This window comes from Moorena sp. SIOASIH (assembly GCF_010671925.1).
Taxonomy (GTDB): Bacteria; Cyanobacteriota; Cyanobacteriia; order Cyanobacteriales; family Coleofasciculaceae; genus Moorena.
Map to the genome: position 1 here is coordinate 525,587 of NZ_JAAHIH010000002.1, position 17,212 is coordinate 542,798.

At 42.2% G+C, this 17,212-nt stretch carries 27 protein-coding genes; 15 read left to right on the plus strand and 12 right to left on the minus strand.

All coding sequences use genetic code 11. From position 1 onward, the window contains the following. Window positions 1-304 precede the first annotated feature (304 nt). The 7 genes from F6J90_RS10005 to F6J90_RS10035 all read left to right on the plus strand — a co-directional run bounded on the left by F6J90_RS10005 (window position 305) and on the right by F6J90_RS10035 (window position 8,051). Window positions 305-1,174: a calcium-binding protein gene (locus F6J90_RS10005; protein WP_293092585.1), complete on the plus strand. Its 870-nt coding sequence runs from the start codon at window positions 305-307 to the stop codon at window positions 1,172-1,174. A 161-nt stretch (window positions 1,175-1,335) separates the two neighbouring features. Next, entirely contained in the window at window positions 1,336-1,602 is a 267-nt protein-coding gene (locus F6J90_RS10010; RefSeq protein ID WP_293092587.1) for a hypothetical protein, read from the plus strand. After that, window positions 1,587-3,317 carry a ShlB/FhaC/HecB family hemolysin secretion/activation protein gene (locus F6J90_RS10015; RefSeq protein ID WP_293092589.1) on the plus strand — a complete coding sequence of 577 codons (1,731 nt, stop codon included), beginning with the start codon at window positions 1,587-1,589 and terminating at the stop codon, window positions 3,315-3,317. Before F6J90_RS10010 ends, F6J90_RS10015 begins: the two co-directional genes overlap by 16 nt. 492 nt (window positions 3,318-3,809) lie before the next feature. Beyond that, on the plus strand, window positions 3,810-5,624 hold the full coding sequence (locus tag F6J90_RS10020; RefSeq protein WP_293092591.1) for a M10 family metallopeptidase: 1,815 nt from the start codon (window positions 3,810-3,812) through the stop codon (window positions 5,622-5,624). Between the two features lie 1,004 nt (window positions 5,625-6,628). Continuing rightward, window positions 6,629-6,889, plus strand: coding sequence for a ribbon-helix-helix domain-containing protein (locus F6J90_RS10025; protein ID WP_287254157.1), 261 nt, complete (start codon window positions 6,629-6,631; stop codon window positions 6,887-6,889). 8 nt (window positions 6,890-6,897) lie between these two features. Then, a complete protein-coding gene (locus F6J90_RS10030) occupies window positions 6,898-7,242 on the plus strand; it encodes a type II toxin-antitoxin system RelE/ParE family toxin (protein WP_293092595.1) in 345 nt (114 codons plus the stop codon). Window positions 7,243-7,478: 236 nt separating this feature from the next. Then, window positions 7,479-8,051 carry a Uma2 family endonuclease gene (locus F6J90_RS10035; RefSeq protein WP_293092597.1) on the plus strand — a complete coding sequence of 191 codons (573 nt, stop codon included), beginning with the start codon at window positions 7,479-7,481 and terminating at the stop codon, window positions 8,049-8,051. 32 nt (window positions 8,052-8,083) lie between these two features. Here F6J90_RS10035 and F6J90_RS10040 read toward each other — a convergent pair whose 3' ends face one another. Further along, a complete protein-coding gene (locus F6J90_RS10040) occupies window positions 8,084-8,212 on the minus strand; it encodes a hypothetical protein (RefSeq protein WP_267875518.1) in 129 nt (42 codons plus the stop codon). A gap of 2 nt (window positions 8,213-8,214) precedes the next feature. Beyond that, on the minus strand, window positions 8,215-8,589 hold the full coding sequence (locus tag F6J90_RS10045; RefSeq protein WP_293066594.1) for a DUF433 domain-containing protein: 375 nt from the start codon (window positions 8,587-8,589) through the stop codon (window positions 8,215-8,217). Between the two features lie 235 nt (window positions 8,590-8,824). Between F6J90_RS10045 and F6J90_RS10050 the strand changes: the two genes are divergently transcribed. Further along, window positions 8,825-8,992, plus strand: a complete 168-nt coding sequence (locus F6J90_RS10050; protein ID WP_293092601.1) for a hypothetical protein — start codon at window positions 8,825-8,827, stop codon at window positions 8,990-8,992. 143 nt (window positions 8,993-9,135) lie between these two features. Beyond that, complete coding sequence (locus F6J90_RS10055; protein WP_293092603.1) at window positions 9,136-9,903, plus strand: peroxiredoxin-like family protein; 768 nt, start codon at window positions 9,136-9,138, stop codon at window positions 9,901-9,903. A gap of 124 nt (window positions 9,904-10,027) precedes the next feature. Here the strand turns inward: F6J90_RS10055 and F6J90_RS10060 are convergent, their stop codons facing one another. The 3 genes from F6J90_RS10060 to F6J90_RS10070 are packed head-to-tail and all read right to left on the minus strand — an operon-like array spanning window position 10,028 to window position 10,715. Further along, window positions 10,028-10,240, minus strand: coding sequence for a type II toxin-antitoxin system HicA family toxin (locus F6J90_RS10060; protein WP_293092605.1), 213 nt, complete (start codon window positions 10,238-10,240; stop codon window positions 10,028-10,030). Beyond that, window positions 10,224-10,451 (minus strand): type II toxin-antitoxin system HicB family antitoxin, encoded by a 228-nt coding sequence (locus F6J90_RS10065; protein ID WP_293092607.1) that lies wholly within the window; start codon window positions 10,449-10,451, stop codon window positions 10,224-10,226. Before F6J90_RS10065 ends, F6J90_RS10060 begins: the two co-directional genes overlap by 17 nt. Before the next feature lie 9 nt (window positions 10,452-10,460). Then, window positions 10,461-10,715, minus strand: coding sequence for a hypothetical protein (locus F6J90_RS10070; protein WP_293092608.1), 255 nt, complete (start codon window positions 10,713-10,715; stop codon window positions 10,461-10,463). A 449-nt stretch (window positions 10,716-11,164) separates the two neighbouring features. Between F6J90_RS10070 and F6J90_RS10075 the strand changes: the two genes are divergently transcribed. Continuing rightward, window positions 11,165-11,491 carry a hypothetical protein gene (locus tag F6J90_RS10075; protein ID WP_293092609.1) on the plus strand — a complete coding sequence of 109 codons (327 nt, stop codon included), beginning with the start codon at window positions 11,165-11,167 and terminating at the stop codon, window positions 11,489-11,491. Window positions 11,492-11,497: 6 nt separating this feature from the next. Continuing rightward, the gene (locus F6J90_RS10080) at window positions 11,498-11,947 is read left to right on the plus strand and encodes a nucleic acid-binding protein (RefSeq protein WP_293092610.1); all 450 of its coding nucleotides are present in this window, start codon (window positions 11,498-11,500) and stop codon (window positions 11,945-11,947) included. A 107-nt stretch (window positions 11,948-12,054) separates the two neighbouring features. On the opposite strand, the gene F6J90_RS43525 is transcribed toward F6J90_RS10080, so the two are convergent. From F6J90_RS43525 to F6J90_RS10090, 3 genes are all read right to left on the minus strand, one after another. Further along, window positions 12,055-12,183, minus strand: coding sequence for a ribbon-helix-helix protein, CopG family (locus tag F6J90_RS43525; RefSeq protein ID WP_366513757.1), 129 nt, complete (start codon window positions 12,181-12,183; stop codon window positions 12,055-12,057). 4 nt (window positions 12,184-12,187) lie between these two features. Then, on the minus strand, window positions 12,188-12,349 hold the full coding sequence (locus tag F6J90_RS10085; protein ID WP_293092612.1) for a hypothetical protein: 162 nt from the start codon (window positions 12,347-12,349) through the stop codon (window positions 12,188-12,190). 81 nt (window positions 12,350-12,430) lie between these two features. Further along, window positions 12,431-12,829 carry a DUF433 domain-containing protein gene (locus F6J90_RS10090; RefSeq protein WP_293092614.1) on the minus strand — a complete coding sequence of 133 codons (399 nt, stop codon included), beginning with the start codon at window positions 12,827-12,829 and terminating at the stop codon, window positions 12,431-12,433. Window positions 12,830-13,300: 471 nt separating this feature from the next. On the opposite strand from F6J90_RS10090, the gene F6J90_RS10095 reads away from it, so the two are divergent. After that, window positions 13,301-13,528 carry a type II toxin-antitoxin system RelE/ParE family toxin gene (locus F6J90_RS10095; protein ID WP_293092616.1) on the plus strand — a complete coding sequence of 76 codons (228 nt, stop codon included), beginning with the start codon at window positions 13,301-13,303 and terminating at the stop codon, window positions 13,526-13,528. Continuing rightward, window positions 13,525-13,827: a helix-turn-helix transcriptional regulator gene (locus F6J90_RS10100; protein ID WP_293092618.1), complete on the plus strand. Its 303-nt coding sequence runs from the start codon at window positions 13,525-13,527 to the stop codon at window positions 13,825-13,827. The genes F6J90_RS10095 and F6J90_RS10100 overlap by 4 nt, the downstream gene beginning before the upstream one ends. 249 nt (window positions 13,828-14,076) lie before the next feature. On the opposite strand, the gene F6J90_RS10105 is transcribed toward F6J90_RS10100, so the two are convergent. Further along, window positions 14,077-14,376 carry a type II toxin-antitoxin system RelE/ParE family toxin gene (locus tag F6J90_RS10105; RefSeq protein WP_293092620.1) on the minus strand — a complete coding sequence of 100 codons (300 nt, stop codon included), beginning with the start codon at window positions 14,374-14,376 and terminating at the stop codon, window positions 14,077-14,079. Next, complete coding sequence (locus F6J90_RS10110; RefSeq protein WP_293092622.1) at window positions 14,357-14,650, minus strand: type II toxin-antitoxin system Phd/YefM family antitoxin; 294 nt, start codon at window positions 14,648-14,650, stop codon at window positions 14,357-14,359. Before F6J90_RS10110 ends, F6J90_RS10105 begins: the two co-directional genes overlap by 20 nt. Before the next feature lie 1,164 nt (window positions 14,651-15,814). Between F6J90_RS10110 and F6J90_RS43530 the strand changes: the two genes are divergently transcribed. Next, window positions 15,815-16,147 carry a hypothetical protein gene (locus F6J90_RS43530; RefSeq protein ID WP_366513738.1) on the plus strand — a complete coding sequence of 111 codons (333 nt, stop codon included), beginning with the start codon at window positions 15,815-15,817 and terminating at the stop codon, window positions 16,145-16,147. A gap of 125 nt (window positions 16,148-16,272) precedes the next feature. Here the strand turns inward: F6J90_RS43530 and F6J90_RS10120 are convergent, their stop codons facing one another. After that, the gene (locus F6J90_RS10120; protein ID WP_293092624.1) at window positions 16,273-16,566 is read right to left on the minus strand and encodes a ribbon-helix-helix protein, CopG family; all 294 of its coding nucleotides are present in this window, start codon (window positions 16,564-16,566) and stop codon (window positions 16,273-16,275) included. Then, the gene (locus F6J90_RS10125) at window positions 16,550-16,822 is read right to left on the minus strand and encodes a hypothetical protein (protein ID WP_293092626.1); all 273 of its coding nucleotides are present in this window, start codon (window positions 16,820-16,822) and stop codon (window positions 16,550-16,552) included. Before F6J90_RS10125 ends, F6J90_RS10120 begins: the two co-directional genes overlap by 17 nt. Before the next feature lie 258 nt (window positions 16,823-17,080). On the opposite strand from F6J90_RS10125, the gene F6J90_RS10130 reads away from it, so the two are divergent. Continuing rightward, window positions 17,081-17,203 (plus strand): hypothetical protein, encoded by a 123-nt coding sequence (locus F6J90_RS10130; RefSeq protein ID WP_293092628.1) that lies wholly within the window; start codon window positions 17,081-17,083, stop codon window positions 17,201-17,203. Window positions 17,204-17,212: the final 9 nt, after the last annotated feature.

Genomic DNA, 17,212 nt, shown 5'->3' on the forward strand with positions numbered 1-17,212 from the left:
GCAGTATGTAGTTTTCAGCAATCCCACTGACCAAATATTGCCATGAGTATTGCTTATCCAAGTCATCACATTGGTAGATACGGTGAATGAATTATAAAAGCCTTAAATTTATTATGAAAATTAAGCAACAAGCAAGCTAAGCCAGTTGCTGAAAAAATTATCTCTAAATAATTTGTTTTTTTTGCACAATAAACGACAAAATTGTAGCAAAAATTAAGGCTTAGACATTGGGGTTATCTAGAATTTATTGACTGAATATAACCCTTTGAAGTTACACAATTCAATTCTATCAGCAGTAATAACCATGGGAAATTACATCGGTGACAATGCTAACAATTACTTTCAAGCCCACAAGGAAGGTTGGTGGATATTCAAGAAATGGAAGTCTTGGACAATGACGGGGAATGGGGGCAATGATACCCTGATTGGCGGTCCGAAGAACGACACTTTATATGGTAATAGCGGCAACGATAACCTCTACGGTGAGGGTGGAAACGACTATCTGGATGGCTCGACTGGCCATGACTATATCTATGGTGGCTCAGGTAACGACACCCTTTTTGGTTACTCTGGACACGATAATTTATATGGTAATAGCGGCAACGATAATCTCTACGGTCAGAGTGGAAACGATTATCTGGATGGCTCGACTGGCCATGACTATATCTATGGTGGCTCAGGTAACGACACCCTTCTAGGTTACTCTGGAAACGATTACTTAAGTGGCAGTTCCGGCAATGACAGCCTCAAGGGTCAATCTGGCCATGATACATTACTTGGAGGAACGGGAACCGATACATTAGTCGGGGGTTCCGGTAATGACATCCTCAATGGTTATGGTGGCACTACAGGAGAATACGATATCCTCAGCGGAGACTACAGTTCATCCCAGCCTGGTGTTCAAGGTTCTTATGATGGAGCAGATACATTTGTTTTGGGGAATGCCTTTGGGGCATTCTATCTAGGCTCGGGCTATGCCACAATTACCGACTTCTACTGGTCTGAGGGAGATAAGTTCCAGGTTTATGGTAGTTCCAGTGACTACTCACTGAGCTTCCAAAACTGGTCTGGCAGCAGTGCCAAGGATACCTTGATTTACTATAAGAACGATCTTATCGGTGTGGTAGAAGACACCACTAATGTCGTGACCTCTGCGGACTTTAACTTCGTTTAAGACTCTTTCCAAAAACACCCTCAGCCTCTGGGGGTTGGGGGAAGCATTTGGATAGATATAGCGCTACGCCCAAGGCAATAGGCATACATGCAAAAGTTGACTACAACCGCTTTTGCTGCTTGTATCAATGTCCTCTGAATACGTAGTGCTATAAATACGGGATGATTTTAATAGTTTTGTGGCATGGGCATCTGGCTGTAGAACAGGCATCTTGCCTGTTTTATTCCTCGGGAATCTGGCTGTGGAACAGGCATCTTGCCTGTTTCATTCCTCGGGAATCTGGCTGTAGAACAGGCATCTTGCCTGTTTCATTTCCGAACAGGCATCTTACCTGTTTCATTCCCAGGCAGGCAGGATGCCCACCCCACTCTTATTCATCCGAAGATTCAGCAATGCTAACAAAGCTGAAACTATGTATCATACACTGAAATCGATTGTTGTAATTTCAGGCTCTAGCATTACTACCATCGTGAGCCTAACTATGGGAGCAGTTGCTCAGTCTACTCCACCCCCAGGAGTGAACCTTCCCAGCGAAACCCCTGAAAGAATTCAGGAAACCATTCCCACCCCATCCGATTTACCTCCTCCTGTTCCTGAACAATCTCCAGCATCACCACCGGATCCAAGTCTGGAAATTCCTTCCTCTCCCCAACTCCCTGAAGTTACAACTCCATCCACTGTGCCATTCTTCGTCACAGAAGTGGAGGTGTTGGGCAATACCGTTTTGCAAGAAGAAATTGCAGATAAAACAAACCAATATGAGAACCGTGAAGTAAGGTTTGAGGAGTTGCTTCAACTGCGTTCTGATATTACTAAGCTCTACATTAAAAATGGTTATATCACCTCTGGCGCATTTTTGCCGGTCCAAGACTTTAGCAAAGGTGTTGTGAAAATCCAGGTAGTTGAGGGTGACTTAGAACGGATTGAACTGGAGGGATTAAACCGTCTGCGGGAAGGATATGTGCGCAGTCGCCTTGAACTGGCTACTAACCCACCATTAAATCGAAGCCGCTTAGAAGAAGCCCTGAAACTGCTGCAACTTGACCCTTTACTCAATCAAGTGGATGCGGAGTTAACCGCAGGAAGCGGCTCTGGTAGCAATATTTTGCAAGTCAAACTCAAAGAAGCCTCTGCCTTTCACGCTGGTATTTCTACTGCCAACAACCAATCTCCCAGCATTGGTTCACTACAAACCAGGCTGTTTGTTGCCCATGATAATCTTTTGGGTTTTGGCGATCGCTTGACCACTCAATACAGCTTTACCGAAGGGCTAGACCTCTACGATATCAACTATTCTATCCCCGTCAATCCCTACAATGGCACCCTTAGTGTACGCTACAACAACAGCGACAGCGGCATTATCGAAGATGAATTCCAGGAGTTTGATATCGAAAGCGAAACTCGCACCTTTTCTGTCAGTTTTCGCCAACCGATATTCCGCTCCCCAGAAAATGAATTTGCTCTGAGTTTAGCCCTAGACTTGCGTCGCAGTCAAACCTTTTTACTCGGGGAACCTTTTTCTTTCTCAGTTGGCCCAGAAGACGGCGAATCCAAGGTAACGGTATTGCGATTTTCTCAAGATTGGATAGACCGTAGTAGCCCTAGTCGCATATTAGCTGCTCGCTCTCAGTTTAGTTTTGGGTTGGGTGCCTTTGATGCAACTATCAACAATACTGGGACTGACGGGCGATTCTTCAGCTGGTTGGGACAATTCCAATTGGTACAACAGTTGTCACCGAGAGCGACGCTGATCACACAAATTAATGCTCAGTTAACCCCAGATTCTTTGCTATCCCTAGAACGCTTCAGTATCGGTGGCGTGGATACAGTCAAAGGCTATCGACAAAACCAACTGGTTGCTGATAACGGTATCCTGGGTTCAGTACAAGTCCGCATCCCTCTCACCTCAGACCCTAGCAAACTACAACTAGCCCCTTTTTTTGAAATCGGTACAGCTTGGAATAATCTAGATCCTGACCCTGACCCCGCCACCATTGCTAGCTTGGGAGTAGGTTTGCGATCGCAAATTATCTCAGGTTTAGATTTGCGCCTAGACTATGGTATCCCGTTGATTGAGGTCAACAACCGGGGAAATTCCCTACAAGAGAATGGTTTCCACGTTTCATTGGGCTATCAGCTGTAGGTTCGCAGCTGAGTTTTGAGCAAAAGTCTTGAAAGCTAGTCAAGGTAAAGCTAGGGGTATTCAACAGCATAATATGCATTAACAAGAGGCTCTGTCGTTCAGAGCCTCTTGTTTTATTAACGTCATGTAGTTTTCAGCAAACCTACTAGCATAATTATACCCTGGCGTTCTCCAAAAATAGAAATAAACTTTGTAGAAACAGTGAATGTATTATTTGATTTTTAGTTTTAAAGTTATAAATAAGCGAGTAGTTGATACTAAATCTGGTTGGCAAAGCAATTATTATAGCTCTGTTTACAAATCAGCTTTCAGAGACTAATACTCCTAGTCAAAACCTAAGTATTACCAATAAGTAAATGAAAACGTTACCAGGCGCTTTGCTGTTTCCCACTGAATCGTTTTAGCTAGTAGGGCAACAAAAACAACCAATTTAACACAACTATTGCTTTAGCAGTATTAAAAACCAAATTCACTGATTTGGAGAAATTAACGATGGCTACTCCTACTTCAAAAGGCCAAGTTTCCAAGATAAAATTTTCTGGCATTCATCATATCGACAGCTTACTTGGGAATAATAAATGGGGCGGTTCTACCGGAAAAGGTGTTAACTTAACCTATAGTTTTGGTGAGTGGAGTTCATTTTACAAGACAAACTATGGTGACGGTCAACCTTGGTCTGGTTTTTCCCCTCTGACTAGTACTCAAAAAAATGCTGCTGAAAATGCATTGAATGCTTGGAGCGAGGTTGCCAATATTAACTTTACCAAAGTTATTGACTCTAAAAAAGTTGCAGGTGATATTCGCTTCGCTAAATCCTCTAAACCTAATACAGCATGGGCTTATTTTCCCTATGCCTCAACAGAAGCAGGAGATATCTGGTTCAGTCATGGCAAAGAATATAACACTGACAAAAAAGGAACGTTTGGTTATCTAACATTCCTCCATGAAATCGGACATGCCCTCGGACTAAAGCATCCCCACGAGAATAATGGTTCTGGGGTAGTCGCTAATTTAAATATTGATACGACTGCCTACACAGTTATGAGCTATCGGTCTTATGTGAATCAGCCTTTAAGTGGTCCAATTCAAAATTTTTATCCCACTACGCCGATGTTGCACGATATTGCTGCTATCCAGTACATCTACGGTGCAAACATGAACACGCGCAAGGGCAATACAGTCTATAAGTGGGCTCCCGGACAACAAATTTTGGAGACTATCTGGGATGCAGGTGGTAACGACACCATCGACTGGTCGAACCAGTCTTCCAACGCTAAGATTAACCTAAACGCTGGACAATGGAGTCAACTAGGTCCAGCGTATTGGAACGGTAAAGAGTGGGAAAGCAGAACCCTAGCGATCGCTTATGGTGTGACTATTGAGAATGGGATTGGTGGTAGCGGCAATGACACAATTTATGGCAATAATGTTGCAAATGTCCTACAAGGTGGCTCAGGCAATGATTCTTTGAGTGGTGGCTCAGGCAATGATTTTTTAAGTGGTGGCTCAGGCAATGATTCTTTAAGTGGTGGAACTGGTAGCGATCGCTTATACGGTGGTACAGGCAATGACAATCTCTATGGCTCTAGTGGTAATGATATCCTCAGTGGTAGTTCTGGTAATGATACCCTCAGTGGTAGTTCTGGCAATGACTACTTAGACGGTGGAACTGGTAGCGATCGCATGTACGGAGGCTCCGGTAATGATCGCTATGTCGTTGATACTATAGGCGATAGGGTAATTGAGTATGCTAACCAGGGCATTGACACAGTTTACACCTCAATTACTTATCAGCTTGGTGCTCATTTAGAAAACCTAACCCTAACCGGTACAAGTTCTCTCAATGGTTATGGTAACGATTTCAATAATGTGATTAATGGCAACAGTGCCAGTAACTACATTTGGAGTGGTCGTGGCCATGATACGCTCAATGGTGGTGCAGGTGATGACATTTTATATGGGGGTACTGGAAATGATGTGCTCTCTGGAGGTACTGGTGCAGATAAGTTTTTCTTTAATATCACTACTGAAGGGATAGATTACATTACTGACTTTGTCAGTCAGCAGGGGGATAAACTGCAAATTTCGGCTAGTGGCTTCGGCAGTGGTCTTGTGCAAGGAATTTTAGATGTGGGTCAATTTGTTTTAGGTGCTGCAGCCTTAGATACAAATGACAGATTCATCTATGATCGTTCATCAGGATTACTATCATTCGATGCTGACGGTTCAGGTACACTGGGTGCTGTACAAGTTGCTAATTTCTCTAACAAAACTGCTTTAACGAATACTGATATTCTGATTGTATAGCATACATTAGACATCTCCAGGAATTGGGTTGTAACCTAGACAATATAATGGTTTTAGCTTCTTTTCCGGAGATGTTTATTAGGTACTATATGTTACACCATAAGCCTCAATTAACAAGTTGATCAGCTTCACTATGTACCTCGCTATACAAAAAAAGCTATACATCGACTTTATCTGTGCGAGTCTAAATCTGAATAGATATTGCAGTTATAAATTAGGATTATTTGTTATTATATAAACTATAAAAACAAATTTTTCGGTTAACCATTCCACTATTAATCAACGCCAATATTTTTGATAAATCAGTCAAACAGGTATGTGGTGATTCTGTTCGATGCGAAGTGATATAAAGGAAATCAACAGAGTTTGAAATACGACCGTTGGGATGGATTGTAGAAAGAACATTTGGCGGGTTTTACCGATTTAGACGCGCTTAGTAAAGACTATCAGCTATATACACAGATGAGTACAGGGATGATATATGGTTCATTAATTCGTTTGATGACAATAAGATTAGCGTCTTAATTTTTTGTTTACAAATCAGCTCTTACCCACATCCCAAAAGTCTACCCATGTGTAGTATGGGTTTATTTTTGCGTTCGCCTAGCGTGGCCGTAGGCCAATCGCATTCCTCTAACACTCTAGATTTAATCGTCTCAAGACCACCATCAGATCAGCATCAGAGCAATTGTACCCATTAATTGACATCACAAGGTGAATCTCCCTGGATAGGCTTTGCTAACTAGGAAGATGAGCTGAGATTAGTAGTGTTAGGCTCTTAGTGTCGATAACTACTCTTACCGGGATTAGTTTGATGGAAGCCTGGGAGCTTGATTGTTTTAGGGATTAGGGACTTCGGAGTAGGGAGGAGGCAGTAGGGAGTAGGCAGTGACTGTGTGACTGGTGACAGCTAAAGGGCAATATATGCGAAATATTGCCCTTTAGCTGATAGAATGTTACAGTGTCTATAAACACTTGCTGTCAAGGAGCTTGCTATGCCGTCTGTGAACAATCAGCCCCCCAAACGCATCAACGCTACATTGCCGGAACCGCTAGCGCAATTTGTCGCCGAGATGACAGGAGAAAACGGGCTATACGAAACCCCCAGTGAATTTGTTCGGGATCTCATTCGCAAACATATGGAAAAAACTGCTGCGGCTGAACGATACGCCATAAACAGCTTATTGCGGCAGTCTCTCCATGAGAACAGTTATACCCCTCTGACAGAGGATGATGCCGACACCATTCGCCATAGCCTCAGTTAAATAGCACGATGACATTCTCCATGCAAAAAAGTGCCCTGTTTATGCGACAGTGGCGGGACTATGCACAGAATTACAAAAACCGTGCTGGAGTAGATGTGGCCGAACGATTCATCGCCGCCGTAGAGCAAGCCTTGGATTTCATCAAAAACAATCCCTATGCCTGCGCTCTCTACGATGCCGGTGAAGGATACGAGGATCTGCAAGTCTATCAATTCAGAAAATGGCGCTTGCAAGGTTTTCCCCATGCGGTGCTGTTTCGCTTAGAAGATAACGCAACCATCCTGGTGGAAGTCCTGTATGCCCATAAAATGCATATACCATCGCGTCTTATGAGGGATATGGAAGGGATTTAGTTAGGTAAGGTGATGTTTTCTTACCTGAAGATGCCCTGATTGAAATTAAAATTTCGTATAATTTCTGGCAATATTTCAATTCCCTCTAGATATTAGACGTTTGGCAAAAGTGGTCTGAATCCCACATATTTCCTGGGATAAAAATCGCTTTTGTAACAGGTCTATAGGCAATAACTTCTCTAATTTACAAAGCTGAAATATATCAAATTAAGACCTATTAAATCAGGAGAATTGGTATGACTGAAACGATTGATAGAGTCAGTTGGAGAATCGATGATTTAGAACTATTGCCTCACTCTGAAGGGACAATCTACGAAATAATTGAAGGAGAATTATTTGTGACTCGAACGCCTCACCGACGACATCAACAAATTTGTGGCAGAATTTTTAGTTATTTAAATAATTGGTCAGAATCAACAGGTAATGGTGAAACCATTATTACTCCCGGAATTATATTCTCAGATGCCGATAATGTGATTCCTGATGTAGTGTGGGTAAGCCAAGAAAGATTAGCTAAAATAGAAGATGAAGCTGGACATCTGACCGCAGCACCTGAATTAGTGGTGGAAGTAATTTCTAAAGGTATTGACAACGAAAAACGCGACCGCGAAGTTAAAGTCAAGTTATATTCAATTCAAGGGGTAAAAGAATATTGGATTGTCGATCGTTTTCGTAAGCAAGTAGAGGTATATCGCCGAGACAAGGGAAAATTAACTCTAGTTGCTACCTTATTTGATCAGGATGAGTTAACTTCTCCTTTATTACCAAATTTTGTTGTACTAATCAATCGCTTCTTTCCGGTTAGGTAAAACAGCACATAAACTGAATAATATCACCAAAATTATAGGTTGTAATAGTCCTGAAATGTAAAGAAGCGAATCGGTAACAGTTCCAGCCATCCTTCAGCCGAGAGTGTTCCCCAAAATAGAACAGCATCGCCAGTTAAATTGTAGTCAATCAGAAAGTTCATGCCTATGCCTGGGCTTCAATTCGCGCTTTCCATGCTTGAAGTTTTGCACGGAGGGCTTCCTGACCTGGCTTCGGAGGCATTGCTGCGATCTTGGTAAATCGTTCTCGATTTCGCTCTTCCCAATATTGCCGAATTTCCTTTGCTGTTTGTAGACATTCTTGGTATTCCGCTTCAAACTCAACATGATGAGTTTCAATGTAGGCTAGCGCTGAACGAATCTGATCATGATTAAGACCGAGTTTTTCAGAGATCAACTGTTGTGGATACTGAGCCTTCAGGTAATCCATCACGTCGTAAAGAGTGATGCGTGTACCTGCGATTGTCAATCCCCGCTCTGTCCGAATGATTGCTGGTTCTTCAGTAGGTGCTGACACCATATTAAACCTCCTATCCCTGCTGGATAGCGATCTATTCCCTTGATACCCAAAGTCCATTATATCCAAAGCCCGATCGCTCACAATTTATACCCTTTAACCACGAAATAAGATGCGTGATGGTTCGCTCACTCATTCAGTTGATCGGCGATCGTACCAGGCACAACTCGATCGTACTCTGAAGTAAGTCCCGAATTTACGATCGAGGCCGATAAATACCTTTGATTGAGGCAGCAATTTGACTAGACCTGCTGGTAAGATTGAGTATCTGCCTTGGCTGGCAATGGAAACCCACCAACAGCCTCCTGATTTAGCAGCAATTCAACAAATTACAGAAGAAGCGATCGCAAAGCTCAAACCAATGTCCAAACGTGCTTTACTTTTAATATCATCTCCGGATAATTAGTTATCAAAAACCATTACCCTTGAAACCTTACTCCTTTACTTCTGCCTTCTGCCTTCTGCCCTGTGCCTTCGATACACTTTTATTATGGGTATTCAACCGCATTTGATATAATACCACATTCCCCTTAAAACGACCGGTTTAAAATGAATCCTTACACAATCTTAAATCAGACCCAGTGCCAGCGGGTAAGTGATGGAGTCATCCTGCCACTTCTGAGCGGTTGTGAGTCAGCCACCCGCCAGCTGGTACTTGTCTGGCCTCAACTTGGAGATTTCGACAGTCTCGAATACGCTTGGTGGCTGCAACGGGAAGCAAAAAGGTTACAGGGGGAGGGTATAGTAATACGAGCTGTTGGTATTGGCAATCGCGATTCTGGTAAGCGATTCTGCAACTATACGGGGTTTCCTGGGGATTGGCTGTTTGTCTGTCCTAATGCACAGCTGCACCACCAGCTTAATCTATATCCAGGACTATCGCTCAAGCTACCAGGGCTCTCAATAACCCTAAATGCCTACTTGAATTTGCTGCTGATGTGTGCGGGTATTGGTAGTCCTGGCACTCTAGCTGAAGTATTTCGAGGCTATTGGGGCGATAGTCAGGCTCCGCAGTTGCTGGATGATGAGGAGGTTGTGCGAGGTGTACCACTTCCCCCTATCAAGGGCTCATTCTTCCGGCTGGCTGGTGGCAAAGGTTTTCAAAGACCCTTTGAATTGGCAACCCTGCGGCTGCGGAATATGACAGAGGTTTTAAGCCACTGGAATACTTATGTACCTAATGGGGCTTATCTGACCCAGCGAGGGGGAACTTTCTTATTCGATTCACAGGGGAAATTACTCTACGAATACCGCGATGGCGGGCTCCTTGGCTTTGCTCAGAATATGAGTCGTCCACTGTCGTTTTTATTAGATTAGCTCTACCAAAGCGATAGTAACAATGTCTTGATAGAGCTAGTGTAATCGAACGCACAATAAAAGAGCGATGCTCCAAAAGAGCCGCTAAAAGCGATTGGCCGTAGGCCACGCTACGCGAACGCACTTATTTGAGTTGATCAAATTCCTTCTCACTAATTCCTAACTGCTTGAGTATTTCTCGAAATAACCAACCTCCAATCTCAGCATTACCATGAACAGGAATAGTGGTTGACCGTCCATCCGGATGCTTCCAACGGGCATGACTTCCTTTTTGACGAATTTTCTGAAAGCCTAATTGTTTAGCAACTTTTTCTAAAGTTTTAGCTAATGCTGGCATGAGAAACTGTTACCTCGACATCATCAGGTAAATTTTTGCCTTCTTCGAGGTATTCTTCTTGAATCATCTCAAAAACAGGATTTAATTCACAGAGGGCTGCTTCAGGAGTTTCTCCCCAGGCATGACATCCTTTAATGGCTGGAATATAGGCGACAAAAGTTCCATTGTCATCGGGACGTAAAATGATTTTATAGTCGTTTATGGATTTCATTAGGGTATTTCATGAATCAACTGGCAGGTTATACTGGCGACGCTGCTCTTGGGCAAACTCAGCGAAAGACCGAAATCGACCTGCATCGAAATCATTCAGTCCTTTTTGAATGCCCTTGATAGCCTCCTGTGAATCTTCCACCTCCGACTCTAAGATACTAGCCAGCAATTCGGACGCAACCAAGCTAACATCTTGACCTCGCTGAGCAGCATATTCACGCAGTAGTGCTTCTAATTCTGAGCTAAGGGTAAGAACAATTGTCATCGACCTACTTCCCTCCCAACCTTTGCTTCTATGCTGCATTCTAGCAATAGTGTGGGGGTGCGTTACTAAAGCATTTCCTCAACCCACCGGACAAGTCGCGATCGCACGCTTTGGGTCAATGTATGTTATCGGCAACCTAGGATAAGCGATCGCACTCACCACCTCTATTCAATCGTAGGTTGGGTTGACGCTCCGAAACCCAACAAAATTAGACCGCTACACCAATTACATTGTAGGTTCTATTTGCAAGAGAGAAAACCCGGCTCTTGGGTCGAAGACGTTGTGTTGAGGGGAATTATGTTGGGTTTCATTCTTCAACCCACCCTACAAGGTCGATGCTCCAAAAGAGCCGCTAAAAGCGAACGCACTAAAAATGCTATATAATATAAAAGTGCAACAAATTGGAAAACCAAAACAAATTAATACTCTCGATCTTGAGGAGATGAATCATGAATAATTCGAGTTCTGAGCTAACACGTCCGCTTACTGAGTTGCGTGACGATCTATTATTAGAAATTGAAAATATTCCCGACGAACAGATTCCACAGTTATTACAAATCCTTCGTTTATTTCGTCAAAGCCAAATGACGAATAAAGAATCTGTAGATCATTGGCAAAAAGCGATGGCTCGGCTGGAAAAATCTGATCCAATTCAACGAAAACAGCAACAACAAAAGTTAAAGCAGTTATTTAAATCGTGGAATGAGTTAGACGAAGAACAAGACCAAAAAGAAACTTGGGAAATCATTAAATCGATCAAAGGAGTTTCGATTTAACCTAAGATGAGCAAAGTGATAGTTTTAGATTCCGCCCCTGTTGGTTTAATTACAAATCCAAAAGGTGCTGGGTTGTCACTGCAATGTCAAGAATGGTTTTCTAATCTTTTTGACCGAGGATATGATGTCGTTTTACCCGAAATTATCGATTATGAAATTAGACGAGAACTATTACGAGCAAATAAGGTATCGGGAATCAAGAAACTCAATCGCCTTAAAGCCGAAATAATATATCTCCCGATTACTACCGAAGTTATGTTAAAAGCTGCCGAATTATGGGCGGAAGTTAGAAAAAAAGGTAAACCAACAGCGGATCCTAAAGCTTTAGATGGCGATGTTATTTTAGCCGCTCAAGCTATTTTAGTTACTAATTCTGGGTATGAAGTTACTGTAGCAACAAATAATACAAAACACCTATCTTTATTTGTCGATGCTCGGGAATGGCAAGAAATTTAAAAATTTAGAATGAATGAAGCCCAGTAATGGATGGTGCGTTCGGCGATATTTTGTCAATAATTTTCAAGTTTTATCTTTTGTAATCGAACCCACCCTACAAGAGCGTACTAAATTTCTGATTTCATCTGCTTCTTAGCAAGATAATGTTCATCAAGGGCGCGTCTTAGCATCATTTTAATCACAGCCGATCTGCTAATGTTGAGTTCTTTTGCCATTGTATCAAGTTCGGTAAGCATAGGACTAGGAATTTCCACTCCTTGTGGTTTCTATATCCTGTCTTCTTCTTGAAGTCATCTGACGGCGTGTTCCGACTCTTGTTGTTGTGGAGTCAAAATAGCGGTCTATAACGTCTTCTCCTGCTTCAATTTTTTGTTCAATTTCTTCAATAGAAATAGTGTTCATAAATTTCTCTCTCCCTTTTCGTGCTTTGACCATATGTGATTAACCAGATATATTCCCCTTCATCTTTGGTGTTGCCGAAGTTTAGACATTGGCTACAACGCTATCTTGTTCAGCTACGATCGCGCTGTCAATTTCGGTTTGATGTGCGCTGTAAAACCCTAGTGCGTCGTTAATTTGAGTTTCAGTTAACCCATATTCGAAGGCCAGCTGCTTGGCAGACATTCCCCATTGGTGGGTGGCGATCGCAATTGTCTGGACTCGAATCCCTGTCCCACGAATGACTGAGACGGGGTGACCACTGGCTCCTTGACGATAAGTGATGTGGGGAAAGCTTGGGTCATGGAATTGATGCTTGATTTCGGCAACTTTTTCAGCCACTGCCCATAAAATAAAGTCGTCGAGGGAAATGCCTTGACGCAAAGCACATTGTTGTACTTCTTGTTGAAGTTGAAGCGGCAAGTTAAGGGAGTAGGATGCCATCTTTAAGGTAAGGTCTGCATTGTCGGTTAATTTACCTTCTGATCCTAACGGATGCTCTTACTATAACGCGATCGCACTACACCTCCCGCGCGGGTTCCACAGTTCCCACACTTTCCCTCAGCGCCGAACCGCATCGAAGTTGCAGAAGGCGATCGCTTTGATTGGTGGTTGGTTGGTGGCAAAGGGCTGTTGAATGGCGCACCCTACTTGAGTGACGCCCGCACTATCTCCTCCATCGTGCCAGCATGTTTTTGGTTAAATTCACCTATTTCTCGATTAACCTCATTTTTCGCCACTTGATCGTCTGGTTAATGACCTACGCACATTATCTTAGGACATCACCCAAAAGTTATCAAATATGATAACCTGTAACTATGAACTGGCAAATTACTTTCTACAACGAGAAAGTAGAACAAGAAACATTGAACTTTCCACCAGGCATCCTCGCTAATTTTCTACACATCGCACTCGATGATTGAAGAGTTTGGTCCGATGCTAGGTAAACCATACACAGCTTCAATGGGTGGTGGACTTTTTGAAATAAGGTCAAAAGGTTTTGAAGGTATTGGTCGCTCTCTTTACTGTATGATCAAAGGAAGAGAAGTAATTATTCTGCATTCCTTTATTAAAAAGTCGCAAAAAACACCAAATCAAGAATTAGAACTGGCAAAAAAACGGATGAAGGAGATAAAAAAGTGACCCGTCCAACCTTGGCAAACTTTAAAGAAAAAGCTCTAGTTAATAGTGAAGTTAAAAAAGAGTATGAAGCTCTGGCCGTAGCTTACGATCTTAGAAATAAACTTATTGACCTAAGGAAAAAAGCTGGTTTAACTCAAGAAGAGTTTGCAGAAATTATAAAGACACAAAAGAGCAATATTTACCGTTTAGAGAATGTTAATTCATCTTATTCTCCTAAGCTCTCGACGATCGAAGACTATGCTCAGGCTGTTGGATATAAGGTAGAAATTAATTTTGTGCCAATTGAACCTTCTCCTTAACCTGAACGTATAACCATATTTATGAGTTGGCTGTTGGATTTCATTGGTTATTGGCGATCGCACTCTCCAGTAGGGTGGAGAAGGCGACAGCGTAATCCACCGAGTTACTTATGGGATGGTGCGTTCTTTATCTTCACCTCAATAATTTTCAAGTTTTATCTTGTGTAATCGAAGCCACCCGACAAGAGCGTACGCACTCCCTACAGGTACGCACTCAATAAATCAATTAAATTATCATTATCTAATCGATTAAAATGGTTTTCGTTCTTGCGCTCCATGCTTGACATGCAAGATTTGAACGATCTGACCGTCTATACGAAACAATACCCGATAATTGCCAACTATCAGGTTTCTAATTTCATAGTCATAGAAGCTGCTTTCAAAAGCTAACGGACAACGTGCAGGGGAATCTTTCAATGTCTGTATTTTGTCATGGATAACAAAATACCAACGTGCGGCATTATCAGGGGAATCCTCAGCAATATATAGATAAATATCCTCTATTTCTTGTCCAGCTTCCGGCGCAATGTCAATCCTGTATTGCTTCACCCTTTAATCCATGCTTTTGCTCAAATTTTTCAAAGAATTCATCGGCGGGAATTCCCTTGCCTTCATCATGGGCTTTTGCTGCTGTTGCTATTTTCTTAAGGGTTTCTAATAAATCAACCATTTCTTCATAGGCTTTTGCATCCTGAATAACTATTTCAGCTTTGCCGTTTACCGTCAATATTTCAGGCTTTCCGGTGGCTTTTAATCGCTTGATGTGTTCAGCAGGTTTACGGCTAAAATCGGAAACGGGATATATAGCATCCATCGTAAACATGACATGCCTCAACTGAAAATTTACTGATAATTTTCAGTTTATAGGCTTTTTGCGGAATTGGCAAGCTCAAATGTAGGGTGCTACATGTAAAATATCATCGCGTACGCACTCCCTACAGGTACGCACTCCCTACAGGTACGCACTCCCTACAGGTACGCACTCAATAAATCAATTATCCTTGGGAATAGTTTTGTCCCTTGTCATAGGTCACCGAGTTCTGTACACATGGGTGGAGAACGCGATCGCTTAATCCACCGAGCCCAGTAAGGGATGGTGCGTTCGGTGATATTCGGTCAATAAATGTCTTGATAGATCTTGTGTAATCGAACCCACCCTACTTGAGCGTACGCGCTGGAAGTTGCGGAAGGTGATCGCTTCTGAGATATAATCACTTCAATAGGGTACCATTATGAATTGTGATAATTTTTGTTCCCTGCTCCCTGTTCCCTGTTCCCTGTTCCCTAAAACCCAAAAAATTTGATTGAAAACCGCTATAATAACTAATGACCCGATTTATTCACGACCAATTTGCCAAAGATTATTTAGAAGAATTGTTATCACAATTTGGGGAATGTCAGGCTCCCCTAGAAATCCGCAGCGAAATCCGACAAGTCGATGTATTTTTTGCCCCGGCAAATCAAGCACAAACTTCCCCAGAAGCCTTAGGCTTATTAGGGAAATTAGCTACAACCCCTTGTTTGTTTGAACCCTTTAGAAATCCGGTTACTATTAACGAAATTCGGACTTGCCTCCTGAAATTATTAGAGGTACACACAGATTTTATTCGTAAAGGGAATCGAGAGAATACTAAGCTTAATGAGGAGAATTACCCGAAATTATGGATTTTGACCCCGACAGCATCATCGGCAATATTAGAAGGCTTTGGTGCTAAGAGTGATCCGGACCATTGGGGTGAGGGAATTTATTTGTTACCCTCATTCCTGAGGACTGGATTAGTCGTAATACATAAATTACCAAAGACCTTAGACACACTATGGTTGAGAATGTTAGGCAGAGGCAGGGTCCAACAACAGGCCATTGATGAATTAGAAGCACTGCCAGAAACAAATCAATTTCGGGAAAATACTTTATTGTTGTTATCTTCTCTGCGTAGTAACTTAGAAGTAAGTAAAGAATTAGAAGAGCAAGACAGGGAGAAAATTGATGCGGTTATCACCACTTTTATTAGAAAAATTAGAAGCTGCTACTCAGTCAGGTATAGAACAAGGTGTGCAGCAAGGTATAGAACAAGGTATAGAACAAGGTATAGAGCAGGGCATACAACAAGGTATACAGCAAGGTATGCAGCAGGGTCTGAGGATGGAGCGCACTGCGATTATCGAAAACTTGTTGAGAGTTCGGTTTAATTCTCTAGATGACCAACTTAGAGGAATTATTGAACCAATGCTGTCCTTATCTAATCAAGAATTTTCCGCTTTAATTTTACAGTTATCTCAGCTATCCCGTGAGGAATTATTAGCAAGATTCAGTGATTAATTCAACGTTCAAAATTAAAAATTAAAAATGAATGAAGCCCAGTAAGGGATGGTGCGTTCGGTGATAGTCGGTCCATAAATGTCTTGATAGATCTTGTGTAATCGAACCCACCCTACTTGAGCGTACTAAATTTCTGATTTCATCTGCTTCTTAGCAAGATAATGTTCATCAAGGGCGCGTCTTAGCATCATTTTAATCACAGCAGATATGCTAATGTTGAGTTCTTTTGCCATTGTATCAAGTTCGGTAAGCATAGGACTAGGAATTTCCACCTTTGTGGTTTCTATATCCTGTCTTCTTCGTGAAGTCATCTGACGGCGTGTTCCGACTCTTGTGGTTGTGGAGTCAAAATAGCGGTCTATAACTTCTTCTCCTGCTTCAATTTTTTGTTCAATTTCTTCACTAGAAATATTGTTCATAAATTTCTCTCTCCCTTTTCGTGCTTTGACCATATGTGATTAACCAGATATATTCCCCTTCATCATCATAACGCACTTCATAAATGATCGATAAAAGAGAATTTTTAAGAAAACCAATGGCAATAAATTGTTCAGGATCATCTTGTTTAATTCGTTCTACATAGTCGCCAGCCAAGATAGTAGCGACATCCTCAAGCGAGTATCCTCTCTTTCGCTTCAGAAGTTGACTTTTGTGATTATCCCAATCAAATCGCATTTTTTACCATAACACCCTAAGATAACGATCTTGCTCTGCTTTGCTACCATCCATATTTTACCGGGTAATTTGCTTAGAAATCAAAGTATAGCAGTAAGGCACCCCAGCCCCCAATTCTGGGGGAGCCCAGACTCAAAGTCCCCCAGAATTGGGGGATTTAGGGGGCTCTGTCGTAGTCTCACGACATTATGATTTCATCTGCTTCATTGTAGGTTCTATTTCAAAGAGAGAAAACCCGGCTCCAGAGGAGAAGACGTTGTGTTGAGGGGTATTCTGTTGGGTAACATTCAACAACCCAACCTACAAGAGCGATCGCACTTAGTCAGACATCAAGGGTTCAGATGGCTTAGGTTAAGCAGTAAGCGATCGCACTTAGTATAATACGATCGC